This is a genomic window from Rhizobium binae, assembly GCF_017357225.1.
GTDB lineage: Bacteria > Pseudomonadota > Alphaproteobacteria > Rhizobiales > Rhizobiaceae > Rhizobium > Rhizobium binae.
The window spans coordinates 184484-207367 of record NZ_CP071611.1 but is presented as its reverse complement, the minus strand read 5'-3'; the positions used below and the strand labels follow the sequence as shown (position 1 = coordinate 207367).

The 22884-nt window shown below is 62.8% G+C and carries 19 protein-coding genes, 1 pseudogene and 1 riboswitch; of the genes and pseudogenes, 4 read left to right on the top strand and 16 right to left on the bottom strand.

Annotated features, from left to right (window positions below):
- From J2J99_RS33800 to thiC, 10 genes are all read right to left on the bottom strand, one after another.
- A complete protein-coding gene (locus J2J99_RS33800) occupies positions 1 to 996 on the bottom strand; it encodes an aldo/keto reductase (RefSeq protein ID WP_168296319.1) in 996 nt (331 codons plus the stop codon).
- Positions 993 to 2000, bottom strand: coding sequence for a sugar-binding transcriptional regulator (locus J2J99_RS33795; protein WP_168296318.1), 1008 nt, complete (start codon positions 1998 to 2000; stop codon positions 993 to 995). Before J2J99_RS33795 ends, J2J99_RS33800 begins: the two co-directional genes overlap by 4 nt.
- A gap of 1 nt (position 2001) precedes the next feature.
- Positions 2002 to 2988 (bottom strand): ABC transporter permease, encoded by a 987-nt coding sequence (locus J2J99_RS33790; protein WP_168296317.1) that lies wholly within the window; start codon positions 2986 to 2988, stop codon positions 2002 to 2004.
- A 22-nt stretch (positions 2989 to 3010) separates the two neighbouring features.
- Positions 3011 to 4537: a sugar ABC transporter ATP-binding protein gene (locus tag J2J99_RS33785; RefSeq protein ID WP_168296316.1), complete on the bottom strand. Its 1527-nt coding sequence runs from the start codon at positions 4535 to 4537 to the stop codon at positions 3011 to 3013.
- Positions 4538 to 4597: 60 nt separating this feature from the next.
- The gene (locus J2J99_RS33780) at positions 4598 to 5626 is read right to left on the bottom strand and encodes a substrate-binding domain-containing protein (protein ID WP_168296315.1); all 1029 of its coding nucleotides are present in this window, start codon (positions 5624 to 5626) and stop codon (positions 4598 to 4600) included.
- Between the two features lie 162 nt (positions 5627 to 5788).
- Positions 5789 to 6421, bottom strand: a complete 633-nt coding sequence (locus J2J99_RS33775) for a thiamine phosphate synthase (protein WP_168296314.1) — start codon at positions 6419 to 6421, stop codon at positions 5789 to 5791.
- Positions 6418 to 7191 carry a thiazole synthase gene (locus tag J2J99_RS33770; RefSeq protein ID WP_168296313.1) on the bottom strand — a complete coding sequence of 258 codons (774 nt, stop codon included), beginning with the start codon at positions 7189 to 7191 and terminating at the stop codon, positions 6418 to 6420. The genes J2J99_RS33775 and J2J99_RS33770 overlap by 4 nt, the downstream gene beginning before the upstream one ends.
- Before the next feature lies 1 nt (position 7192).
- Complete coding sequence (gene thiS / locus J2J99_RS33765; RefSeq protein ID WP_168296312.1) at positions 7193 to 7390, bottom strand: sulfur carrier protein ThiS; 198 nt, start codon at positions 7388 to 7390, stop codon at positions 7193 to 7195.
- Positions 7387 to 8367: a glycine oxidase ThiO gene (gene thiO / locus J2J99_RS33760; protein ID WP_205918768.1), complete on the bottom strand. Its 981-nt coding sequence runs from the start codon at positions 8365 to 8367 to the stop codon at positions 7387 to 7389. The genes thiS and thiO overlap by 4 nt, the downstream gene beginning before the upstream one ends.
- 2 nt (positions 8368 to 8369) lie before the next feature.
- Positions 8370 to 10202, bottom strand: a complete 1833-nt coding sequence (thiC, locus tag J2J99_RS33755; RefSeq protein WP_168296311.1) for a phosphomethylpyrimidine synthase ThiC — start codon at positions 10200 to 10202, stop codon at positions 8370 to 8372.
- Positions 10203 to 10297: 95 nt separating this feature from the next.
- Positions 10298 to 10429, bottom strand: a riboswitch (TPP riboswitch).
- A gap of 596 nt (positions 10430 to 11025) precedes the next feature.
- On the opposite strand from thiC, the gene J2J99_RS33750 reads away from it, so the two are divergent.
- The 3 genes from J2J99_RS33750 (at position 11026) to J2J99_RS33740 (ending at position 17953) form a co-directional block, all read left to right on the top strand.
- Complete coding sequence (locus tag J2J99_RS33750; RefSeq protein WP_168296310.1) at positions 11026 to 13062, top strand: SPFH domain-containing protein; 2037 nt, start codon at positions 11026 to 11028, stop codon at positions 13060 to 13062.
- A gap of 149 nt (positions 13063 to 13211) precedes the next feature.
- Positions 13212 to 14480 carry a metallophosphoesterase family protein gene (locus tag J2J99_RS33745; RefSeq protein WP_168296309.1) on the top strand — a complete coding sequence of 423 codons (1269 nt, stop codon included), beginning with the start codon at positions 13212 to 13214 and terminating at the stop codon, positions 14478 to 14480.
- On the top strand, positions 14480 to 17953 hold the full coding sequence (locus J2J99_RS33740) for an AAA family ATPase (RefSeq protein WP_168296308.1): 3474 nt from the start codon (positions 14480 to 14482) through the stop codon (positions 17951 to 17953). The genes J2J99_RS33745 and J2J99_RS33740 overlap by 1 nt, the downstream gene beginning before the upstream one ends.
- Before the next feature lie 15 nt (positions 17954 to 17968).
- Here the strand turns inward: J2J99_RS33740 and J2J99_RS33735 are convergent, their stop codons facing one another.
- Together J2J99_RS33735 and J2J99_RS33730 are read right to left on the bottom strand one after the other, a co-directional pair.
- Entirely contained in the window at positions 17969 to 18391 is a 423-nt protein-coding gene (locus J2J99_RS33735; RefSeq protein WP_168296307.1) for a type II toxin-antitoxin system VapC family toxin, read from the bottom strand.
- Positions 18388 to 18642, bottom strand: a complete 255-nt coding sequence (locus tag J2J99_RS33730) for a type II toxin-antitoxin system Phd/YefM family antitoxin (protein ID WP_064842023.1) — start codon at positions 18640 to 18642, stop codon at positions 18388 to 18390. Before J2J99_RS33730 ends, J2J99_RS33735 begins: the two co-directional genes overlap by 4 nt.
- Before the next feature lie 175 nt (positions 18643 to 18817).
- On the opposite strand from J2J99_RS33730, the gene J2J99_RS33725 reads away from it, so the two are divergent.
- Positions 18818 to 19732, top strand: a complete 915-nt coding sequence (locus J2J99_RS33725) for an acetamidase/formamidase family protein (protein ID WP_168296306.1) — start codon at positions 18818 to 18820, stop codon at positions 19730 to 19732.
- Between the two features lie 16 nt (positions 19733 to 19748).
- Here J2J99_RS33725 and J2J99_RS33720 read toward each other — a convergent pair.
- The 4 genes and pseudogenes from J2J99_RS33720 to J2J99_RS33705 all read right to left on the bottom strand — a co-directional run.
- Positions 19749 to 20039, bottom strand: a pseudogene (locus J2J99_RS33720) (proline iminopeptidase-family hydrolase); the annotation flags it as partial.
- Positions 20040 to 20232: 193 nt separating this feature from the next.
- A complete protein-coding gene (gene yghU / locus J2J99_RS33715; protein WP_168296305.1) occupies positions 20233 to 21108 on the bottom strand; it encodes a glutathione-dependent disulfide-bond oxidoreductase in 876 nt (291 codons plus the stop codon).
- A gap of 287 nt (positions 21109 to 21395) precedes the next feature.
- On the bottom strand, positions 21396 to 21776 hold the full coding sequence (locus J2J99_RS33710) for a cupin domain-containing protein (protein ID WP_168296304.1): 381 nt from the start codon (positions 21774 to 21776) through the stop codon (positions 21396 to 21398).
- A 16-nt stretch (positions 21777 to 21792) separates the two neighbouring features.
- The gene (locus tag J2J99_RS33705; protein WP_168296303.1) at positions 21793 to 22884 is read right to left on the bottom strand and encodes a Gfo/Idh/MocA family protein; all 1092 of its coding nucleotides are present in this window, start codon (positions 22882 to 22884) and stop codon (positions 21793 to 21795) included.

Below are 22884 nucleotides of genomic sequence, written 5' to 3'. Positions count from 1 at the left end.
TTATCCGTCCATGGCGGCGAGCTCCGCCGATATGGCGGTGTCGATGGCAGCGAGATCGGCTGTTGAAAGGCGAAGCGTTCCGGCCCGCGCATTGTCAAGCGCCTGCGCCGGGGTTCTCGCGCCGCAAAGCGCGAAGGTTACGCCCGGCTGGGCCAGCGTCCAGGCGATCACAGTCTGCGCGATGCTGGCGCCGTGGCGCTCCGCGACAGGCCGGATCGCCTCGGCAAAATCCTTGGCCTTGCGCCGGTTGGCGACGGAAAAGCGCGGATTGTCCTTGCGCTGGTCGTCGCCGGAAAACACGCGCTCAGGCCCGATGACTCCGGAAAGCAGGCCGAGCGCCAGTGAGGAATAGCTGAGCGTCGACACGCCGTCAGCGATGGTGAGCGGCAGCAGGTCCGCCTCGATCTGGCGATCGATCATGCTGAACCGCTCCTGGATCGCATCGAGCGAACCGGTCGCGATATATTGCTCGAGTTCCGACCGATTGACGTTGCTGGCGCCGATGGCGCGGATCTTTCCAGCCCGTTTCAGCTCTTCCAGCGCCGCGACGGTCTCCTCGATCGGCGTCGTCGGGTCCTGCCAATGGGTGATGTAGAGGTCGATATAGTCCGTGCCGAGGCGGCGCAGGCTTTCCTCCACCTCGTGAGCGATCGAGTCCCGTCCCAGATGGCGGTGCACCGGCTTGCCGTCCTGATCAAAGAAATGGCTGCCCTTCTGCGTATGCCAAACCAGCCCGCATTTGGTGGCGATCACCGCCTTGTCGCGGCGTCCGGCAAGCGCCTTGCCGACGATCTCTTCGGATCGGCCCAGGCCGTAGGCCGGCGCCGTGTCGATGAGCGTGACGCCGGCATCGAGCGAGGCCTGGATCGCGGCGATGGATTGCGCCTCGTCCGTGCCGCCCCACATCCAACCGCCGATTGCCCAGGTGCCGAGGCCGACGGCCGAAGCCTTGACGCCGGAGCGGCCGATTTCGCGGGTCAACTGTTCGCCGCTCATGCGGAAAATCCTTCCTCGGATGCGAGTTCAAGAATGCGCGCGCCCGTCGCCTCGTCGGTGACGAGCGTATCGAGATGATTGCCGCGCAGGATGCTGCGGATCGGCCCGGCTTTGTTCGGACCGCTGGCGACGCCGATCTTCGTCGGGATCGAGGCGAATTCAGACAGTGTCAGCGAAACCAGCGACCGGTTGAGGCTGTAGTCGCAGACGCGGCCGTGATCGTCGAGCAAATGGGCGAGCAGTTCGCAGCTGGCGCCCGAACGCTCGATCGCCGCGCGATCGGTGCTGGAGGAAGGGTGCAGGTCATAATAGCTGGAATCATCGGTCAGGATCGAGCCGATGCCGACCACCGCGACCTTCGCTTCCCGCGCCCGCCGGAAGACGTCGGCGACGGAACGCATGTTGATCAGCATCGACCGCTGCTCGGCGTCATCGGCAAAGAGCGGCGCGTGGATCTGGTAGGAGCGCCCGCCGAGCCGGTCGGCCATCAAAGTCGAGACATGGTTGACGTCGGTATAGTGTTTGCCCTGCACACAGCCGGTTGCCGGGATGACCTCGACATCGAAGCGGCGCGGCGCCTGGAGGCCGGCGACGACGGCGCTGACGCCCTTGCCGCCGGTGATGCAGATCGTATCGCCATCGGCGATTTCTTCGAGCAGCAGGCGGGCCGCCGCCTCGCCGACCGCCAGCAGCGCGGTCTGCGGATTGTCGGAGACCGTGGGGACCACGACCGCCCGGCTGATGCCGCCAAGCGCCAGGAGCCGCTCCTCCATATCGACCAGAGGTTCGATCGGCGACTTGATCTTGATCTCGACCAGGCCGAGCTGACGGCCCCGCTTGATGAGACGGTTGACGGTGGCGTGCGAGATGCCGAGCTGATCGGCGATCTGCGCCTGCGTCAAACCCTCCAGAAAGTGCAGGACGAGGGCCTGGTGCATCTGGCGGGCGATGACGATTTCTTCGCGCGGGGCTGTCGTCCTGGGTTTCAGTTTGGCGATCGGCATGTCAGGCGGCCTTCCGCTTGTGGAGGAAATGGTCGATGGATACGGCGGCAAGCAGGATGCATCCTTTGATCATGTCCTGCCAATAGACCGAAACGTTTAGCAGGATCAGCGACGAGGTGACGAGAGAAAGAAGCGCGATGCCGAGGATGGCCCCGAGGATGGTTCCCGAGCCGCCGTTCAGCGAGGCTCCGCCGATCACCGCGGCCGCGATGATGTTCAACTCCATCCCGACGCCGAAAGTCGGCGTCGCCGCCCCGAAGCGGGACATGTAGATGACACCGGCGACGCCGGCGAGCGTCGAGCAGAGCACTGTCACCCAGAACTTCACCTGGTTCGTCTTGATGCCGGAATAGAGCGCCGCCTTTTCATTGCTGCCCGTGTAGAACACCTTGCGGAAGGCGGTCGCCCGGCGCAGCAGGAAATCGAACAGGATGACGACAGCGACGAAGATCAGGATGACATAGGGAATGCCGTAGAACGTGCCCTGCCCCACTGCCTTGAAGCCGGCCGGCAGCGTGAAGAGCGAGAGCGGCGTGCCCTTGGTGATGATGAGGCAGAGGCCGCGCACGATCACCATGCCCGCCAGCGACGTGATGAAGTGGTTGAGACCGACGACCGTCACGAAGAAACCCATGATGGCGCCGATGGCGCTGCTGGCAAGAATGCCGGCAAGCGAAGCCGTCCACGGATCGAGCCCGGCGAGAAAGAGCGAGCCCGAGAGCACCATCGCGAAGCAGACGACGGAGCCGACCGCAAGGTCGATGCCGCCGACGATGAGCAGGATCGTCATCCCGACGACGACGATGCCCTCCACGGAAAAGCTCATCAGCATCGCGCGGAAATTGCCGAGCGTCAGGAAGTACGGCGAGGCGAAGCTCATGATGATGCCGAGCGCCAGGATGATCGCGATCAGCCCCGCCTCGCGCATCGTGCCGATGCGTTTGAAGGACGACGTCCTGGGCATGCCTGCCATCGTGTCGATTGCCATTTCCCTCTCTCCCATGTTCTCTTCACGCGGCATGGTCTGCCGCCCTTGCGCTGCCCATGCCGGAAGCAAGGCGGATGACGGCCTCTTCCGACATCTCGTCGGCTCCGAGTACGCCTGCAATGCGTCCCTCGCGGACGACCAGCAGACGATCGGCAAGACCGAGAAGCTCCGGCATCTCCGACGAGATGACGATGATGCCGATGCCCGAGCTTGCCAGCTCGCGCAGCAGGCGGTGGATTTCCGCCTTCGCGCCGACATCGATGCCGCGCGTGGGCTCGTCCATCAGGATGACCTTCGGCTTCACCGCGAGCTGCTTGGCGATCGCCACTTTCTGCTGGTTGCCGCCGGAAAGCGATTTTACCGGCGCCTCGATGCCGCTCATGCGCATGGCGAGCCTTCGGGCGAAATCGTCGGCTAGCGCGGCCTCCGCGCGGCCGTTCAGCAGGCCGACCGAATTGGTGAGCGCCTTCAGATCCAGCACCGATATGTTCTGCGCGATGGACATTTCGAGAAAGATGCCCGACCCCTTGCGGTCCTCGGACAGGTAGACGATGCCGGCTTTCACCGCATCCGAATAGGCGCGGATCGGTTGCGCCGTGCCGTGCAGGCGGACGGTTCCTGCCGTGCGCGGCCGCAACCCGCAGATGCCTTCGGCGATTTCCGTGCGGCCGGAGCCGATAAGGCCACCGATGCCAAGGATCTCGCCCTTGCGCAGGCCAAAGTTGATGTCGTGAAAACGCACCCCGTCACCAATGCCGTCGACCTCGAGGATCGTCTCGCCTGACATTTCGCCGGCACCGAGCTTGTCGGGGTAGAGCTGCGTGATCTCGCGGCCGACCATGCGGCGCACCACATCGTCCGGCGTCACGTCGGCAATGCCGTCGGTGCAGACGTAGCGGCCGTCGCGGAACACGGTGACCCGGTCGCAGAGGCTGAAGATTTCGGCCATGCGGTGACTGATATAGATGATCGAAATGCCGTTCGCTTTGAGGTCGCGGATGATCGAGAAGAGCTGTCGCGCCTCGGTCTCGGTCAGGGCAGCCGTCGGTTCGTCGAGGATCAACACGCGGCAGTCGAGCGTCAACGCCTTAGCGATCTCGACGAGCTGCTGGCTTGATATCGGCAGGTCGGCGACCTTTCGGCGGACATCGATTGCGGCTAGCCGGTTCATCACCGCCTGCGCCTCGCGCTCCAGCCCGCGGTAGTTCATAAGCGGCGCCCGACGGCGATTGGTCGTCGCCATGAACATGTTTTCGGCAACCGTCGCATCCGGGCAGAGCGCGATTTCCTGGTGCACCAGGCCGATGCCGAGAGACTGGGCGGCGGCGGGAGAGGAAATGCGCACAGCCTTGCCGTCGACGCGGATTTCGCCTTCGGTCGGCTGCAGCACGCCGGCGATGATGTTCATCAGCGTCGACTTGCCGGCGCCGTTCTCGCCGCAAAGCGCATGGACTTCACCGCGCTCGAGGGTGAAGTCGACATCCGTCAACGCCTTCACCGCCCCGAAATGCTTGGTGACACCATGAATGGTGAGCACGGGCTCTGCCATCATCTTCCTCCCACCCATCCGAACCATCCGCGCCAGGCGGCGCAGATGGCCTGTCGGTTTTTACTCCTCGATGCCCTTGGTACCGCGACGCTTCAGGTACTTGTCCCAGTAGAAATCATCGGCATTTGCGGCGGTCACGATGGAGAGGCCGTTATCGACGACCGGGATGCTCATCGGGTTGAAGCCCGAGCGCTTGGCGTCGTTCATCGGGTCGATCAGTTCCGGGTGCTTGGCGAGCCACAGTAGCATGAAGCCCATGTAGCCCTGCATGCCCTGGTTGGGGTTGATCGAGCCGAAGACTTCGCCGGCCTTGATCATGTCGAGAATGTTGGCATTGACATCGGCGCACATGACGAGAACCTTGCCGCCGGTTTCCTTGTTGGCCTGCGCGGCGCCGATTGCGGAGTTCGCTTCCGGCATGAAAACGGCCCCAAGGTTCGGGTTGGCCTGGATGAGGCTGGAAAGCCCTTGGTAGGCCTTGGTCGGGTCCTGGTTGGATGCGGCGCGGCCGACAAGCTTCATATCAGGCCACTTCTCGTCCATGCGGGCGATGAAGGCAGCGATGCGCTTGTCGTGGTTGTCCTGGCCGGGATTTTCCAGAACGGCATACTCGCCCTTGCCGCCCATCTTCTCGGCGATCGCGTCGGCGGCATAGGTGCCTTCGCGGGTGTTGTCCGAGGTGATGAAGGAGACGCGCTTGGACAGCGGCGAGTCGGCTGCAAAGGTGACGACCGCCGTGCCCTGGCCGATGGCGCGGTTGATCGGCTCGATGAACGGGTCGGAATTCATCGGATGGACGAGGATGCCGGCCGGATTTTGCGCCAGCGCCTGGTCGAAGGTGGCGATCTGCTTGTTGACGTCATATTCCGGTGTGCCCGTATATTCCGTTTCGCAGCCGAGTTGTTGCCCCGCCTGCTTGAACATCTCGTAGACGGGGAACCAATATTCGACACCCGAAACCATAACATTCATGACGTATTTTTCGCCCGGCTTGCAGCGGAACGGGTTTTCCGTTCCCGCGCTTGCGGCGCCGGCGATAAACGTTGCAGCAAAAACCGCCATTGCGGTCGTGGTGAGTAAAGTGCGCAAGAGTCCTCCTTGAGGCCGAAGCCTCTCCCAAAAGCCCGAGGGCGCCGAAAGGCGCCGCTGATCGCGTTGAAGTCCGGACTTCCTCCTCGACGCCCGGTATAGGCAGCTAAGCGTAAAGCTTGAGGTCTGTCAATATAATTCAAGACATGAAATATATTTCAGTCAGGCCAGGCGCGGCGTCTCACCGACAGATCGCCAAGGCGCGGTCGCGGCCAGCCACTGTCGCGTGCGGGCCTCGGGATCCGGATTGCGGGTGATATCGGTGACCACGGCAGCGCTATCGGCGCCGTTTTCCAATACCAGCGGCGCGCGTTCGGCGGTGATCCCGCCAATGGCAACGAGCGGCATTGGTCCGACACGCCGCCGCCAGTCCGCGAGGCGTTCGACGCCTTGCGGCGCCCATTTCATTTCTTTGAGCACCGTGGGCCAGACCGGCCCAAGGGCAACATAGTCCGGCGCAGCGGCCAGCGCGGTTTCCAGTTCTGATGGATCGTGCGTGGAAAGGCCGAGCTTCAAGCCGGCGCGGCGAATGGCATTTAGATCGGCCGTCATCAGGTCTTCCTGCCCGAGATGGATGAAATCACATCCCTCATCGATCGCCAGTTTCCAGTAATCGTTGATGATCAATTGGCAGGCCGCTGCCGCACAGGCAGCCTTCGAACGCCGGATCTCCTCGCGAAGCACCGGCTCCGACCGGTCCTTGATGCGCAGCTGGACGAGTTTGACGCCGAGCGGCACGAGACGCTCGATCCATTCGGCACCGTCGACGATGAGATAGAAGGGGTCGAGCTTCATGAAAAGACCGCCTTTCCGATGACTGGAGTGGAAGGAACGGCCATGTCGCGCGGCTCCAGCGGTACGGCGTCATGCGCGAGCCGGCCGGCATCGATGGCAAGCGCGAAGGCCTCGGCCATAGCGGCGGGTTCGCCCGCGCCGGCAACGGCGGTATTGAGGAGAACGGCATCATACCCGTACTCCATCACCGCGGCGGCGTGAGACGGGCGGCCGATGCCGGCATCGACGATGAGCGGCACGTCAGCAAAATGTGCTCGAAACGCCCGCAGCGCCATCGCGTTTACCGGCCCCATGGCAGAGCCGATCGGCGCGCACCAGGGCATCAGGACGCGGCAGCCGGCATCCAGCAGCTTTTCGGCGACGACCAGGTCGTCGGTCGTATAGGGGAAGACCTGAAAACCCTCGCCGGCTAGGATGCGTGCCGCTTCGACAAGGCCGAAGACATCGGGCTGCAGCGTATCGTGATGACCGATCACTTCGAGCTTGATCCAGTCGGTGCGGAAAACGTCGCGCGCCATCTTCGCTGTCAGCACGGCCTCCTGCACGCTGTGGCAGCCGGCCGTATTTGGCAGCACGCGTACGCCGAGCTCGCGGATCAACTCGAAGAAGGCGCCGCCCGCTTTGCCGCCGACGGCTTCGCGGCGAAGCGAAACGGTGACGATCTCGGTCTTCGAGCGCTTGACCGCTTCTGCAAGGACAGCTGGAGACGGATAGCGGGCGGTCCCGAGCAGCAGTCGGGAGCGGACTTCAACATCATAAAGTTTCAGCATCTCAGCCTCCTTGCATGGGTGAGAGAATTTCGATGCGGTCGCGTTCGCCGAGCCTGAAATCGGCGCGGTCCTCGCGGTGCACCAGCTCGCCGTTCACAGCGGTTGCGAGCCACCCGCCTTCGTAGTCGAGAGCGAGAAGCAGATCTTCGAGCGTCACGGCCGCGACCTCCTGTTCCTCGCCATTGATGATGAAGGTCATGACGCCCTCCTTTCCGGTTGTCCTTGTTCTGTGAGAAGACGCCGCGCCACCTCGCCGGCCATGGCCGGCGCCAGCAGAAAGCCGTGCCGGTAGAGGCCGTTGACATGGAGGGTGCGTCCCTCCTGCGTCACGCGCGGCAGATTGTCGGGATAAGCCGGCCGCACGCCTGCGCCGGTTTCCGTGACCCGCGCCTCGCCGAAGGCGGGATGCAAGGCGTAGGCGGCGTTCAGCAATTCCATCAGCGAACGCGCGGTGATAGCGCCGGCATCGTCGCTCTCGATCATCGTCGCACCGACCATGAAGCGGTTTTCGTCGCGCGGCACGATGTAGATCGGGTGGCGCGGATGCAGCAGGCGGACGGGGCGGGAGAGACTGACGTCGCCTGTTTCGATGCAGAGCATCTCGCCTCGAACACCGCGCAATCCGGGAAGCCGGCCGATCCGGGCAGCACCGGTGCAGTCGATCACCTGGTCACAATCAATGTCTGCTTTGCCCGAACCAAAGAGGAGATGCATGCGGGCTTCTTCAAGCCCTGCGGCCAGCCCCGAGAGCGCCTGTCGCGGATCGAGATGCGCTTCCTGCCGGAAGAACAACGCCCGGCGGAAGCGGCCGGCAAGGTCGGGTTCCAGCGCCGCGATCGCCGGCTCGTCCAGCCATTCCCATCCGCTTGTCCGACGGGAAAAGCGGTCGAGTTCGCCGGCATCGCGGCCGCCCGCCACGACAAGTGTTCCCCGGCGTTTGACATGACCGGGCAACGCCGCCTCCCACCAATCGGCGGCCAGGCGGCCGAGCGCCAGCACCGGCTCCTCCGCGCTCTCCCGTTCGCACCACGGGGCCAGCATGCCGCCGGCAAAGCCCGAAGCGCCGGCGCCGACCTCGTCGGCCTGATCAGCGACGCTGACCCGGAAACCGTGCCGATAAAGCTGCCACGCAACCGTGAGGCCGGCAACGCCCGCCCCTTTGACGAGAACGCGCATGGTTATTCTCCGATGGGAGCTTTCGCGACCTCTGCGACCGGCATGTAGAGATCGCCGCCGTCGCGGTACTTGGCCGCCATGGCTTCCAATCCCTCTTTCTGGGCTTCGGCGCGAATGTCGTGGGAAATTCGCATGGAGCAGAATTTCGGGCCGCACATCGAACAGAAATGCGCCACCTTGTGCGCCTCCTTCGGCAGGGTTTCGTCGTGGAACGAGCGCGCAGTATCCGGGTCGAGGGAGAGGTTGAACTGGTCCTCCCAGCGGAATTCGAAGCGCGCCCGCGACAGCGCGTCGTCGCGGATGCGGGCGGCCGGATGCCCCTTGGCAAGGTCGGCGGCATGCGCGGCGATCTTGTAAGTGATGACGCCGGTCTTGACGTCGTTGCGGTCGGGGAGCCCCAGATGCTCTTTCGGCGTGACGTAGCAGAGCATGGCCGTGCCGAACCAGCCGATCATCGCTGCCCCGATACCGGAGGTGATGTGATCATAGCCCGGCGCGATATCGGTCGTCAGCGGTCCGAGCGTATAGAAGGGGGCTTCGCCGCAGACCTTGAGCTGCTTGTCCATATTCTCTTTGATCTTGTGCATCGGCACATGGCCGGGGCCTTCGATCATCACCTGGCAGTCCTTCGCCCAGGCAATGCTTGTCAGTTCGCCGAGGGTTTCGAGTTCGGCAAATTGCGCCGCGTCATTGGCATCGGCGATCGAGCCCGGACGCAAACCGTCGCCGAGCGAGAAGGAGACGTCATAGGCGCGGCAGATGTCGCAGATTTCCTCGAAATGTTCGTAGAGGAAACTCTCCTTGTGGTGATGCAGACACCACTTGGCCATGATCGAGCCGCCGCGTGAGACGATGCCGGTGACGCGATTGACGGTGAGCGGGATATGGGCCAGCCGCACGCCCGCATGGATGGTGAAATAATCGACGCCCTGCTCGGCCTGTTCGATCAGCGTATCGCGATAGACTTCCCAGGTCAGGTCTTCGGCAATGCCGTTGACCTTCTCCAGCGCCTGGTAGAGTGGCACCGTGCCGATCGGAACCGGCGAATTGCGAATGATCCATTCCCGGATGTTGTGAATGTTGCGACCGGTGGAGAGGTCCATGACCGTGTCGGCGCCCCAGCGGATCGCCCAGACCATCTTCTCCACCTCTTCCGCCATCGACGAGGTGACGGCCGAATTGCCGATATTGGCGTTGATCTTCACCAGGAAATTCCGGCCAATGATCATCGGTTCGGATTCCGGGTGGTTGATATTGGCCGGGATGATCGCCCTGCCCTCGGCGACTTCCCGCCGCACGAATTCGGGCGTCACGAAATCGGGAACATGCGCGCCGAAGCTCTCGCCGTCGCGGGCGAGCGCCTCCTTCGCGGCCTGCCGGCCGAGATTTTCGCGGATTGCGACAAACTCCATTTCCGGGGTGATGATGTCGGCACGCGCATAGGCGAGCTGGGTGACGGCGCGTCCGGCCTTTGCCTTTAGCGGTGTGTTGCGAATGGGAAATTCCGGCGTCAGCCGCTCGCCCGTGGCAAATCCATTGTCTTCAGGCTTCACCACCCGGCCTTCATAAGCTTCGACGTCGCCACGCCCCCTGACCCAGGCCTCGCGCAAACGCGGCAGACCGGCGTCGATGGAAACCACATGGGCCGGATCGGTATAGGGGCCGGAAGAATCATAGACCGTAACCGGCGGCTCACCGGAGGTCGGGTGAAGGCTGATTTCGCGCATCGGCACGCGCAGATCCGGATAGAGCGTTCCGGGTTTGACGATTTTGGTCGAGGCCGGAAGCGAGCCGGTGGTGACGACGGGAGTAAGCTGGGGTGCAACAATATTCATGGATGAGGCTCCAAGGTTTGACGTTTGGAGACCCAGTTCCAGTGTTGGAATGATGGAAAGACGCCTTGCGCGACAAAGCGAAAATCCGCTCAACAGCCGCAGCGTCCGCACCGTCCCTACGCCAGTATGAACTGGATCAGGTTCAACGGGTCACTGCGCCACAATCGGCAAAGCCCTATCGTCTAGCAGAATCTCAGCCCCTTGCCGGGACACCCCTGGTGAATGGTCGCCATCAAAGACCGCAGCGGCCCTTGTGTCAAGAAGCCCTTTTGCGTTCCAAGGGAGCTGCGGATGTCGCCAGAGGGGTGTTGTCAACCGGTTTGAGAAACCTGCGGCCCAGATAGGCGCGGATCGATGGTTCGACGCGAGCTACAAAAACAGCAAATGCGCGAGGTTATTTCAGCAAGATTGAATAGTCGAAATAGTAAAATCACTGGAAGTACTTATCCGATTTTCGCTTTAAACGTCTTTAAACCGATCGGGCTTGTCGCTAATTTCTCCGGCGTCATGTCTATCAAGGCAACTCCAATGTGAGACCACTCACGACACGCCGTCCTTCGGTGGGGACTCGGGACGCGCGGTCATCTTTCCAGACAATGAGCAGCCCAGGCGTTCGACGTCCTTGTCGCATGGTTCCTTAATCGCCTTCGATTGAGGAAAATCATGCAGCAATGCACGTGCGACAGCCGCCTCTGCCCGTCTGGAGGACGGGCAACGCTGTCGTGCGTCGAGCGCATGGGCGTGCAATCTCCCCGTCTTATCAACCAACACCAACCGGGCGGCTATCGGGTGGACGAACCCGTGCGCCCATGCGAGAGAAAAGATGGAAACCCTATATCTAAGCCCGATGGGATGGAAGGCGATCGGAATCGCCGTTACGCTCATCGTGCTGGCAACCCTGTTCCGGTTGAGCGGCGTGATCCGCTATATCCCCAACGACAGGCTCGGCATTCTCGAAAAGCTGTGGAGTTTTCGCGGCTCCGTCGACAATGGCTTCATTGCGCTCTACGGCGAGGCCGGCTTCCAGCCGGAAGTCGTGCGCGGCGGCCTGCATTTCTTCATGCCGTTCCAGTATGCGATGCATCGCGCCAATCTCGTGACCATTCCGCAGGGCCAGATCGGCTATGTCTTCGCCCGCGATGGCGAGCCGTTGCCGCCGACTCAGACGCTTGCCTCGAACGTCGACGCCGATGATTTTCAGGATGTGCGCGGCTTTCTGACAAAGGGCGGCCAGAAGGGTCCGCAGCGCAAGATCCTGCGCGAAGGCACCTATGCCATCAATCTCGCGCAGTTCATCGTGCTGACCGCGCAATCGACCTATGCCGTCAACCTGAACGCGTCGGAACAAAGGCTGTTTGCCGACATGTCCAATTTGATCACGCAGCGCAACGGCTTCGAGCCTGTCGTCATTCATGACGCCGAGGACCTGATCGGCATCGTCACCATCCATGACGGTCCGGCGCTGCCGGATGGCGAGATCATCGCGCCGACCGTTGCCAACAATCCGAAAGACCCAAACTTCCACAATAATTTCCAGGATCCGGAGAAGTTTCTCAATGCCGGCGGTTATCGCGGCCGGCAACTGCAGGTGCTTGCCGACGGCAGCTATTTCCTCAACCGTATCTTTGCGACCGTCGAACTCGTCGAGAAGACGATCATCGACGTCGGCACGGTGGGTGTCGTCGTCTCCTATACCGGCCGGCGGAGCGCGGATATTTCAGGCCAGTCCTATCGCCACGGCGAACTGGTCGAGGCGGGCGCACGCGGCGTCTGGTCGACGCCGCTGCTGCCGGGCAAATATGCGTTCAACACCTATGCCGGCAATATCATCGTCGTGCCGACGACCAACTTCGTGCTCAAATGGACCAAGGAACAGTTCGGCGAGCACAGGCTCGACGAGAATCTTTCCGAAGTGTCGCTGATCACCAAGGATGCGTTCGAGCCGGTGCTGCCGCTCTCGGTGGTCGTCCATATCGATTATATGAAGGCGCCCCTCGTCGTGCAGCGTTTCGGGGATATTAAACGGCTGGTCGAACAGACGCTCGACCCGATGGTCTCGGCCTATTTCAAGAATATCGCCCAGACCAAGACCTTGATCGAACTGCTACAGGAACGCAGCGAAATCCAGCGCAAATCCGGCGATGAAATGCGCGAGAAGTTCGGCTCCTATAGCCTCGAACTGCAGGAGGTGCTGATCGGCACGCCACGGGCTAACAATGGTCAAAACAGCATAGAGCAGATCCTCATCCAGCTGCGCGAGCGTCAGATCGCCGTTGAAAAGGTCGAGACCTATAAATTGCAGGAGGCGGCGGCGATCCAGGAGCGCACATTGCGCGAGAAGGAGGCGCTCGCAGAGCAGCAGGCCAAGATCACGACATCGGCGCTTACCATCGAGATCAGCGAGAACGAGGGCAAGGCGCAGCTCGCCCGCACCCGCCAGCAGGCGGAAACCATTCAGGTGACCGCCAAGGCGGAGGCCGAGAAAGTGCGCCTTGCCGGCCTCGGCGAGGCCGACCGGATCAAGGCCGTCGCGCTTGCCGATGCCGAACGCATCAAGGCGACCGGTCTGGCAGATGCCCAGAAGGTGCGCGCCATCGGTTTGGCGGAAGCCGAGGCGACGGAGAAGAAGGTCGCGGCCTTCGGCGGGCCGGACTATCAGCTCAACTCCCAGGTCCTCATGCGCTTCGCCGAAGCGATCGAAAACGGCAGGCTGCCGCTCGTGCCGCAGATCCAGGTCGGCGGCGGCGAAAAGGGCGCCACCAATGGTCTTGTGGAAATGATGTTGTCGATGCTGGTGGCCGATCGGCTGGGGCCGCAGGGTGCACCGGCTGCGGCGCCGGCCCCGGTGGAGCAACATTGATTGTGGATGGGCCGGCTTGCCGGCCCATTTCGCTCGCGCCCCCTGAACGCGTGCCCCATATTCTCTTCCTCACGGCCAGTGACAGTGAGGGCGCGTTCATCTCCGACGGCACCGGCTCATCATCTTATCGCAACGCGATTTCTGCATTCATGGCTTATCGTTTCGTCCACACTGCCGATCTCCATCTCGACTCTCCGCTGCGGTCGCTGGCGCTTCGCAACGCCGAGCTGGCCGATCTCGTGAGTGACGCCAGCCGGCAGGCACTGATCGCGATCGTCGACCTTTGCCTCGAGGAACAGGTCGATGCGCTGGTCATCGCCGGCGATCTTTATGACGGTGAGCAAACGTCGATGAAGACGGCGCGCTTCCTGGCAAGCCAGCTGGAACGGCTGCACCGGGCGGGGATTGGCGTCTTCAAGATCCGCGGCAATCACGATGCGCTGTCGAAGATCGCCAGGGAGCTGGTGATGCCTGACACGGTGAAGATCTTCGGCGGTCATGCCGAGGCCGTGGAGGCGACGAAAGGCAGCCTGTCGATTGCGATCCACGGTCTGAGCTTCGCCAAACCGCAGGCGCCGGACCCGCTTCTGCCGAAGTTCAAGCCGCCGGTGGCGGGCGCGGTCAATATCGGCATCATGCATACGAGCCTTGCCGGATCCGCCGGCCATGACGTCTATGCGCCCTGCAATGTGCTTGACCTTCACGCCTCGGGATTCGACTACTGGGCGCTTGGGCATCTTCATCAGCGCAGCCAGTATCCCGGCACGGCGACGGTCATCATGCCCGGCATGCCGCAGGGCCGCGACATCAACGAGTCGGGCGTCAAGACGGTGTCGCTGGTGACCGTGGCGGACGACCGGACGGTGACGGTCGAGGAGCGGCGCACCAGCATTGCGCAGTTCGAGCGCGTCGATGTCGACTTGACGGATGTCGACGATTGGCGTGATGCGGCCATGGCGATCGAAGCGGCATTGACGGCGCAGCGCGACCATACGGCCTCGCCGCATCTCGTCGCGCGCCTCAGGCTTTCCGGTCGTACGCCGCTCTCCTGGCAGCTTCGCCGCGATGTCGACCTCATGCAGGCGGAAGCCGAGCAGCGCGGTGACCGGATCGGCCGGACCTGGATCGAGAAGCTGGAACTCGCCTTCGAAGCGCCGGTGTCCCTCGCCGAGGCGGCAGTTGCCGATCCCGTCGTCGAGCTCGGTGCGCTGATGCGGAACGAGGTCATCGCCCGCCGCGGATTTCGCGACGATGTCAGGGAGATGGTCCGCGACCTGCTTGCAGACCTGCCGCCCGAAAGCCGGGCATTTGCCGGGCATGACGAGGCGGGTTTCGAACGCTTCATCGACAGCCTTCTCGCCGATGGCGCCGAGGACATCGCTGCCCGGATGAAGGCCGCGGAGCGGGGAGACAGCTGATGCGCCTGCGCCGTCTCGACCTCATCCGTTATGGCAAGTTCACCGACCACTCGATCGATTTCGGCGCGGTCCGACCGGGTTCGCCGGATCTGCATATCGTCTATGGCCTCAATGAAGCGGGCAAGTCGACCACCTTCGCCGCCTATCTCGATCTGCTCTACGGCATTGGCGAGCGCAGCACCTACAATTTCCTGCATCCCTACAACACCATGAAGGTCGGTGCGCGGCTGGAATTCGGTGGCGCGGACCATGAGCTGGCGCGGCTCAAATTGCGGGCCGGCAGCCTCATCGATGATCGGGGACAGGCTGTGAACGAGGCGCTGCTCGCCGGCGCGCTCGGCGGCGTCGGCCGCGAAGCCTATCGCACGATGTTCTCGCTCGACGACCAGTCGCTCAAGGAAGGCGGCAACGCCATCATCCAAAGCAAGGGCGAGCTCGGCGAGTTGCTGTTCTCGGCAAGCTCGGGCCTTGCGGGCCTCAGCCGTTCGCTGGTGACGGCCGTCGACGAAGCCAATGGAATCTACAGGAAGCGGTCGTCGAGCACGAAACTTGCGGAGCTCAAACGCTCGCTCGAAGCGCTGAAGGCCGAGCGCAATGCCATCGACACGCTTGCCTCCACCTATTCGGGCCTGAAATCAACCCACGAGCAGGCCGACGCCGCCTATACCGCGACGACGCGGGAACTGGCCGGGGCCAAGGCGCGGCACCAGGAGCTGACGCGTCTTCTCGGCGCCCTGCCCGCGGCGCTGGAACTCCGGCGGCTGGACATCGATGCAGCCGGCATGGGCGATCTGCCGCGGCCGCCGTCCGAATGGTTCACACTGCTGCCGCAGCTTTTCCACGACGAGACGCGGCTGCAGGCCCTTGTCGAAACCGCCGACCGCACGCTGCGCCAGCTTGCCGACGAGATCGAAGCGATCACGATCGACGACAAGGCGCTGGCGGTCGCCGCGCATCTGGACCTGCTGGATCAGGGCCGCGCGCGCTATCTCGCGGCCGAGGACGATCTGCCGAAGCGCCGGCAGGCGCTGGCCGAACAGGAAGGCGTGCTGGGACGGCTGCTGGCCGATCTCGAACAGCCGGGCCACGCGGCGCCCGAGACGCTGCTGCTGCCCGCCTCGCTGATCGGCATCATCCGCGATCTCATCGAGCGACGTTCTGGCGTCGAGGCCAACCTGACTGCGGCGAGTCGCGAACTGGTGCGGGCGCGCGAGAATCTCGAAAGGCTGGGCAAGGAAGGCGGCTCGCAAAATGGAGCCGGGATGCTCGATCCCGCGCGTCTTGGCCGCATCGAGGCGGCCCTGAGCCGGCTGGCGGGATCTGATCTCGCCGTGCGGCTCAGCATGGAAGAACGCACTCTCGCACAGGCGAAGCGAATACAGGAGAAGCAGTTCGCGCAGCTTGCGCCCTGGACAGGTGATGCCGTCGCCCTGCAGCGGGCGAGCGCGGCGGAGCCTCGGCAGACCGAGGCCTGGCGTGGCCAGGCGATTTCTATCGACAAGCGCATTGCCGATCACGAGACACGGCTGTGCGATCTCGTCACCGATCAGGCGCTGACCAAAGCCCGGATCGCGGCCTTCGTTGCCGGCGGTTCGATCGACGATGCCGAGGCCGCGAGGCTGCGCGACGAACGCGATGCCGCCTGGCAGGCGCATCTTGCCAGCCTGAATGCCGCCACCGCCCGGACGTTCGAGGAGCGGATGCGCCAGGACGATGTGATGTCCGCTGGCCGGCTGTCGCGCGCGCAGGAGCTGGCCGAGCTGCGCCAGCTCCGCCAGATGGAAGCGGCAACGGCGGCAGCGATTGAACGGCAAAGGGAATTGCTTGCCGAGGCGCGGGCTGAACATGACGGGCTTGCAGAGCGCATCCGCGGTCTGCTGCCCGAGGCAATTGACTATGAGCCCGAAGCTGCGGCGCGCATTGCAGCTCTTGAGGCGTGGAGCGCCAAGCGAGCCGCGGCGCTGGCTGCTTGGGACGATCTGCAGCGGGCCGAAGAGGCGGTGGACGTGCTTCTCAGGGAACTGGACAGCCATGCCGCAGTGCTTGCAGCGAGTCTGGCGGATGCCGGCCATGGTGGCGCTGACGATCTGCCGGTCGCCGCGCTGACGCAGGCCGCAAACGATATGCTTGCCGCCGGCAAGGCCGAACGGGCGGCGCGGCAGGCGCATGAGAAGGCAATCGGCGATCTCGATCGCGATGTCAGGGAACGCGAGCGCGACCAGCAGGAGGCGGAAGCTGCGATCATGGCCTGGGACCGGGAATGGGCGGGGGCGCTGTCGCGAACCTGGTTTGCCGACAAGGCCGGCTCGATTTCGGCCGTCCGCGCTATGCTGAACGCGCTCGGCACACTGCCCGCCATCCTGAAGGAACGGGATGACCTCGCAAGCCGCGTTGCCGCGATGGAGCGCGACCAGGGGCAATTCCGCGAGGATATAGCCGCTGTTCTCGCAGACTGCGGCCTCAGCCGGTTGGCATCCGATACGCTCGCTTCGGCCAATGCGCTGGTGGAACGCCATGAGGCGGCGCGGCATGCCGCGCAACTTCGGGCGGACCGGCAGGCGGATCTCGAAAAACAGTTGGAGAAACGCCGGGCGCTGGAGGAGGAACTGGCCGTTCACAACGCCCGCAAGAACGAACTAACCGGTTATTTCGGCACGGATTCGCTTGCCTCGGTCGAAGTATTCCTGAACCAGGCCCGGGAGCGGGACCGGCTGGAAGCACGCGCCGCTGCCTTGCGCGCGCAGATCACCGAGGCATTGCACGCGGCAAGTTTTTCCGAGGCCGAATGTCGCCTTGCCGATATCGACACCGCCGCGGCCGAGCGCGACGCGATCGAGCTTGGTGCGCGGATCGAGGATCTCACCGAACGGGCGAAGCTTCTCTATTCCGACGTGTCGCTGGCGCGGCAGAAGCTTGAGGCCGTCGGCGGGGACGACGCGGTGGCCCGAATCGAGGCCAAACGCCGAACCATCTTCCTTGAGATCGAGGAACTGGCCGTGCGGCATCTGACGCTTCGCGCCGGCACGCTCGCGGCCGAACAGGCACTGCACATCTATCGCGAAAAACATCGCAGCTCGATGATGAACCGGGCATCTGAAGCCTTTCGCCTGATCACCGGCGGCAACTATTCCGGGTTGACGACCCAGCCCGACCGCGACAAGGAAATACTGATCGGCGTGTCACGCGACGGTGGCTCGAAGCTGGCGGACGCGATGTCGACCGGCACGCAGTTCCAGCTCTATCTTGCGCTTCGCCTTGCAGGCTATGAGGAATTCGCAGCTCTTCGCCCGCCCGTGCCCTTCGTCGCGGACGATATCATGGAGAGCTTCGACAATCCCCGCTCCGAAGAGGTTTTCCGCCTGCTCGGCGCAATGGCAAAGGTCGGACAGGTCATCTACCTCACGCACCACTGGCATCTGTGCGAGATCGCGCGACACGTCGTTCCTGATGTCACCATACACCAGCTGCCATGATCGGGCGCAAAGACATCATTCTTGCCACGGATCCAGCACGACAACGCCCGCCCCTTCGAAATCCCGGACATTGCGCGTAACCACGGTCAGGCCGAGAACCAGGGCGGTTGCGGCAATCAGGGCATCGGCTTCATTGCGCCGATCCGGAATATGCAGATGCGCGCAGCGTGTTGCGATCGCGTCATCGATCGACAGGATTCGGCCGGCGAATGCCGGCCGCACCTGATTTTCCAGCCATGCACGCAGGCGAGCACCCTGCGTCGCATCGCGGCGCTGCACGCCAAGGATTCCACGCTCCAGCTCCAGGATCGTGATGGCGGAGATGCATAAGCCAGCAATATCTTGCGCCCCGGCCCAGGCGACCACATTGGCATCGGCTTTGCCGTCTCCGACCTTGCGCAATTCGGAAACAACGTTGGTATCCAGCAAATATTTCAAGATAGATCGACCCCGCGCGGAGCGATCTCAACACGCGGCGGGTCGAAGTCGATATCTGACAAACCAGGCATGGAGAGAGCATCGATGAGGCTGCGGCGCTTGCCGGTGAGACGCTCGAACTCGTCATAGGTCATCAACACGTGGGATGGCTTCCCACGATCCGTAATGATGACCGGACCATTTTGCGCCGCCTTCTTTGCCCTGCTCACGTCGTGATTGAGTTCGCGGCTGGAAAGACTTGTCACGTTCATTACGCCTCCATGTAGGTACTTACCTACATATAGTATTTCGAGGATGCAACGCAAGATCGGATAGCCTGCTCTCGGGCGTGTTGGCTTCCCATATAATCTCTGATCTAGTTTGGAATCTCCGCCGGGCAAGTCAGCCCGGACTATGGTATTCGAAACGAGCGAGAGCTGTATTCTCATGACCACTCACCGCTTCATCCCGACGCGATTTCACAATGTTATCGGCTCGCTGCCGCCGGCGCTGCATGTCGCTGACGGCGATACCGTCGTCACCGAAACGCTCGACGCCATCGGCTATGACAAGGGCGGCATCAAGCAGACCTCCGGTCCGAACCCGATGAACGGCCCGATCTTCGTCGAAGGTGCCGAGCCCGGAGATGCGCTGAAGGTAGAGATCATCAGCATGGTTCCGACCAGGGACGCCGGCTTTACCCGGAGCATCGTCGCGGCCAATGTCATCGATCCCGAAACGGTTCGCGACCTGCCGCCGCGCGATATCGCCATTTGGGCGATCGACCGCGAGGCATCGACCGTCCGGCTGTCGGAGCCGGTCGCCGGCCTCGAAAATTTCGTTCTCCCGCTCGCCCCGATGATCGGCTGTTTCGGCGTCGCTCCCGGCCTCGGCCAGGCGATATCGACGGCCACCAGCGGCGAATATGGCGGCAACATGGATTATCGCCTGTTCGGCCCGGGCACCTCGGTTCGTTTCCCAGTATCAGCGCCGGGCGCCCTGTTCTATCTCGGCGATTGCCATGCCGTGCAGGGCGACGGCGAGATCGTCGGCACCGGCGTCGAGACCACGTTCGAAGTCACGGTGCGGCTGACGGTGGAAAAGAAGGCCGGGCTGGTCTGGCCACGCGGAGAAACCGCTGAAGACATCTTCACCGTCGGCAATGCCCGCCCCCTCGATCAGGCGCTTCAGCATGCCACCAGCGAAATGTTGACTTGGCTCGCTTCGGATTACGGCCTCGACCGGACGGCGGCCAGCCATCTGCTGGGCCAGGTGGTGCGTTACGATGTCGGCAACGTTTTCGATCCGGCCTATACGATGGCCTGCCGTGTCGCCAAGAAATGGCTTGTCCGCCAATCGTGACGAACTGGCATATGCTTCAGTCGTAGCGCGACAGAAAGCCGGAAACGGTCGCCAGGCAAAGCTGCTTTTCCTCGACATGCGGCATGTGGCTGGAATTTTCGAAGAGCACCCATTCGCAGCCGGGGACGCGTTCGAGATAAGGCCTTACCACCAGGGGCGTCGCCTCGTCATATTTCCCCGAGATCAGCAGCGTCGGCGCCTCGATGCGGTCGAGCCGGTCTTCGATCGTCCGGTCCTTCATCGAGCCGATGACGTGAAACTCGGTCGGGCCGTTCATGTTGCGGTAGACGGTGTTGTCGACGTCAACTGGATCGACCTCTATTGCAGCCCCTATATCAACGTCTCGCGCAAGAATATCGACAATTTCTACCAGAACCCGCTCGGCCGCTTCCCTGGAGGATACGGTCAAGAAATGAGTCGGGCAGCATGCAGATGCTCCGTCGCCGTAAAGACGGCGGAGCGTCACTTATTGCTGCGACACCGTCGCGGGGGCCGCTTGCTTACTCGGCGGCCGCGAGCTTGTCCTGCGTCTTCGTCTCGAAGTCGCTGGCGTCGTGACGCTCGTGCAATTGGCTCGAAGGGTCGCCGGAGAGGCGGTTGACCATCCGGCCGCGCTGTACGGCCGGCCGGCTGTGGATGAGATCGGCCCAGCGCTGGACGTTCTTATAGTCCTCGACCTGCAGGAATTCGGCCGCGCCGTAGGTCCAGCCCTTCACCAGGCCGCCATACCACGGCCAGACGGCAATATCGGCGATCGTATATTGGCTGCCAGCCAGATATTCGCTTTCTGCAAGGCGGCGATCGAGCACATCGAGCTGGCGCTTCACCTCCATGGCGAAGCGGTCGATCGCGTATTCGATCTTCGTCGGCGCATAGGCGTAGAAATGGCCGAAGCCGCCGCCGAGATAGGGTGCGCTGCCCATTTGCCAGAACAGCCACGACAGGCATTCGGCGCGTTCGCTCGGTTCGGTCGGCAGGAAAGCGCCGAACTTTTCGGCGAGATAGGTGAGGATGGCACCGGACTCGAAGACGCGGATCGGCTTTTCGCCGCTGCGGTCCATCAGTGCCGGGATCTTCGAGTTGGGGTTGACCTTGACGAAGCCGCTTCCGAACTGGTCTCCATCACCGATCCGGATCAGCCAGGCATCATATTCGGCGCCGCTATGGCCAAGGGCCAGCAGTTCCTCGAGCATGATCGTGACCTTCTGGCCGTTCGGCGTGCCCAGTGAATAGAGCTGCAGCGGATGACGGCCGATCGGAAGCTCCTTCTCATGCGTCGGCCCTGCGATCGGGCGATTGATGTTGGCGAACTGGCCACCATTCGCCTTGTTCCAGGTCCAGACCTTCGGGGGTACGTATTCGGAAGAACCGCTCATCGTTCAAACTCCAGGCATTGATCGGACAGAGCGCGGCGGCAATCGGCTGGCCACCGCATTTTTCCTGACATAGCAGAGACAATGCGGTTTGTCAGAGGTGTCGGGGCGGCTTCACACAATCGTCAGAATATTAGCAAATGCAGGAGAAAAGGCCGTCTCAGAGCTCCGCTTCGCCAAGACGCGTGCCCGTTGCGGCCGAATGCAGATGGCCCTTGAGTTCATTGCCGGCATGCCGATGGTCAGAGGTGGTGATGCGCAATCGACGCCATATTTTTTCCCCGGTTAGCTCAGGCCGCCCCCTCGCCTTCATGATTGATTGCCGTCCTGGTGCCGGAGGAGAACATGATCAGCGCAAAGAGCGGTTCGGAGCCGAGGGCGCGGGCCCAATGGCGGACATTGCGGGGAATCCGGATGGCGTCGCCGGCTTCGAGCCGGTAGAGGGCATCGCCGAGCTTGTGCTCGCAATGGCCGGAAACGACATAGAGGATCTCCTCGCAATCGGGATGGGAATGCAGCTGGTTGCGCTCGCCGGGATTGATGCGGCAGGTGCCGAATGTCATCTCGGCGCCCGGCGTGCCGTCGCCGGTGATCTTCCAGTTGAGTTCGCCCCAGGTGGTCGGCATGAATTCGCCGCCGGCCTTTTTGAAAATCACATCTTTCTCGGTCAAGGCCATCTTCCCCTGTTCAGAAATTGGTAGTGACGCCGGCGTCCGCGCGTCTAAAGAAGTCGAAGAGCTTCATGATCTCGCGGGCGATTTCGAGCGTGCCCCGGGTGATTGATGTGCCGGCGAGGATCGCATCCGTCAGATGTAGGATCTCGGGCACATAGCCGAGATAGAAGAGATTGTTGTTGTAGAGTTGGCCGAGCGAGTGCTCCGGCTCGTAGATGAGTGCGGCATTCTCGTCCGGCTGGACGAAGCTTGCGGCGCGGCCATAGGACGGCAGGTCCGCCCTGCGGAAATAGGTCAGGCGGCTGCCGTTTTCGACGATCGCATTGGCGCCTTCGCCGATGATCTCGACCCGCTCGAAGATGCTGCCGCCGGATTGGCCGGCGGCAAGATGCAGTGTGCCGATCGCGCCGGAGCGGAAGCGCAGGCTGGTGACGGTGGCGCCGGTCAACGCTTCCCATTCATAACTGGCGCGTTCGATCTCGCCGCCGAGGAAATTGAGGATCGCGCCGGGATGATAGATGTGATCGAGGAAGCTCTGCATCTTGACGAGATCCGCACGGTCTTGCGGTTTCGGCAGGCTCTGGGGATAGCGGACATTGATCGATGTCAGCCGGCCGAAACCCGGCGAACCGATCAAATCCCTGAGCTTCTCGATCGTCGGGAAGAAGGTCTTCTTGAGACCGGTCATCACCATGCGGCCGGCCGCGGCACTTGCCGCCTGCAACCTTTCGATGTCTTCCATGGTCGCGGCGGTCGGTTTTTCCATCCAGACATGCGCGCCCGCGGCGAGCGCGTCGAGCGCCAGATCCGTTGCCTGCACCCGGCCGTCGGGATGGTAGGCGGTGACGAGAAAGACCAGCTCCGGCTTTTCGCGCTCCAGCATCTCGCGATGACCGGTATAAGCTTTCCCTGCCCCGAAGAGCTTGGCGAATTTTTCGGCACGGCGAAGATCGAGATCGCAGATGCCGGCGAGTTCGATCGGCGCATAACGCAGCGCCGGGTAGATATTGCGGTAGGCATGGCCGCCGGCGCCGATAAAGCAGGCTTTGATGCGGTGGTCGAATTCGAAATTGTAGCGGATTTCCCGCTGGACGTGATGCGACAT

Excerpts from the sequence above, each read along its gene's own strand:
- J2J99_RS33800 (WP_168296319.1), bottom strand. The coding sequence starts at position 996 with ATGAGCGGCGAACAGTTGACCCGCGAAATCGGCCGCTCCGGCGTCAAG.
- J2J99_RS33795 (WP_168296318.1), bottom strand. The coding sequence starts at position 2,000 with ATGCCGATCGCCAAACTGAAACCCAGGACGACAGCCCCGCGCGAAGAA.
- J2J99_RS33790 (WP_168296317.1), bottom strand. The coding sequence starts at position 2,988 with ATGGCAATCGACACGATGGCAGGCATGCCCAGGACGTCGTCCTTCAAA.
- J2J99_RS33785 (WP_168296316.1), bottom strand. The coding sequence starts at position 4,537 with ATGGCAGAGCCCGTGCTCACCATTCATGGTGTCACCAAGCATTTCGGG.
- J2J99_RS33775 (WP_168296314.1), bottom strand. The coding sequence starts at position 6,421 with ATGAAGCTCGACCCCTTCTATCTCATCGTCGACGGTGCCGAATGGATC.
- J2J99_RS33770 (WP_168296313.1), bottom strand. The coding sequence starts at position 7,191 with ATGCTGAAACTTTATGATGTTGAAGTCCGCTCCCGACTGCTGCTCGGG.
- thiS (WP_168296312.1), bottom strand. The coding sequence starts at position 7,390 with ATGACCTTCATCATCAATGGCGAGGAACAGGAGGTCGCGGCCGTGACG.
- thiO (WP_205918768.1), bottom strand. The coding sequence starts at position 8,367 with ATGCGCGTTCTCGTCAAAGGGGCGGGCGTTGCCGGCCTCACGGTTGCG.
- thiC (WP_168296311.1), bottom strand. The coding sequence starts at position 10,202 with ATGAATATTGTTGCACCCCAGCTTACTCCCGTCGTCACCACCGGCTCG.
- J2J99_RS33750 (WP_168296310.1), top strand. The coding sequence starts at position 11,026 with ATGGAAACCCTATATCTAAGCCCGATGGGATGGAAGGCGATCGGAATC.
- J2J99_RS33745 (WP_168296309.1), top strand. The coding sequence starts at position 13,212 with ATGGCTTATCGTTTCGTCCACACTGCCGATCTCCATCTCGACTCTCCG.
- J2J99_RS33740 (WP_168296308.1), top strand. The coding sequence starts at position 14,480 with ATGCGCCTGCGCCGTCTCGACCTCATCCGTTATGGCAAGTTCACCGAC.
- J2J99_RS33730 (WP_064842023.1), bottom strand. The coding sequence starts at position 18,642 with ATGAACGTGACAAGTCTTTCCAGCCGCGAACTCAATCACGACGTGAGC.
- J2J99_RS33725 (WP_168296306.1), top strand. The coding sequence starts at position 18,818 with ATGACCACTCACCGCTTCATCCCGACGCGATTTCACAATGTTATCGGC.
- yghU (WP_168296305.1), bottom strand. The coding sequence starts at position 21,108 with ATGAGCGGTTCTTCCGAATACGTACCCCCGAAGGTCTGGACCTGGAAC.
- J2J99_RS33705 (WP_168296303.1), bottom strand. The coding sequence starts at position 22,884 with ATGTCGCATCACGTCCAGCGGGAAATCCGCTACAATTTCGAATTCGAC.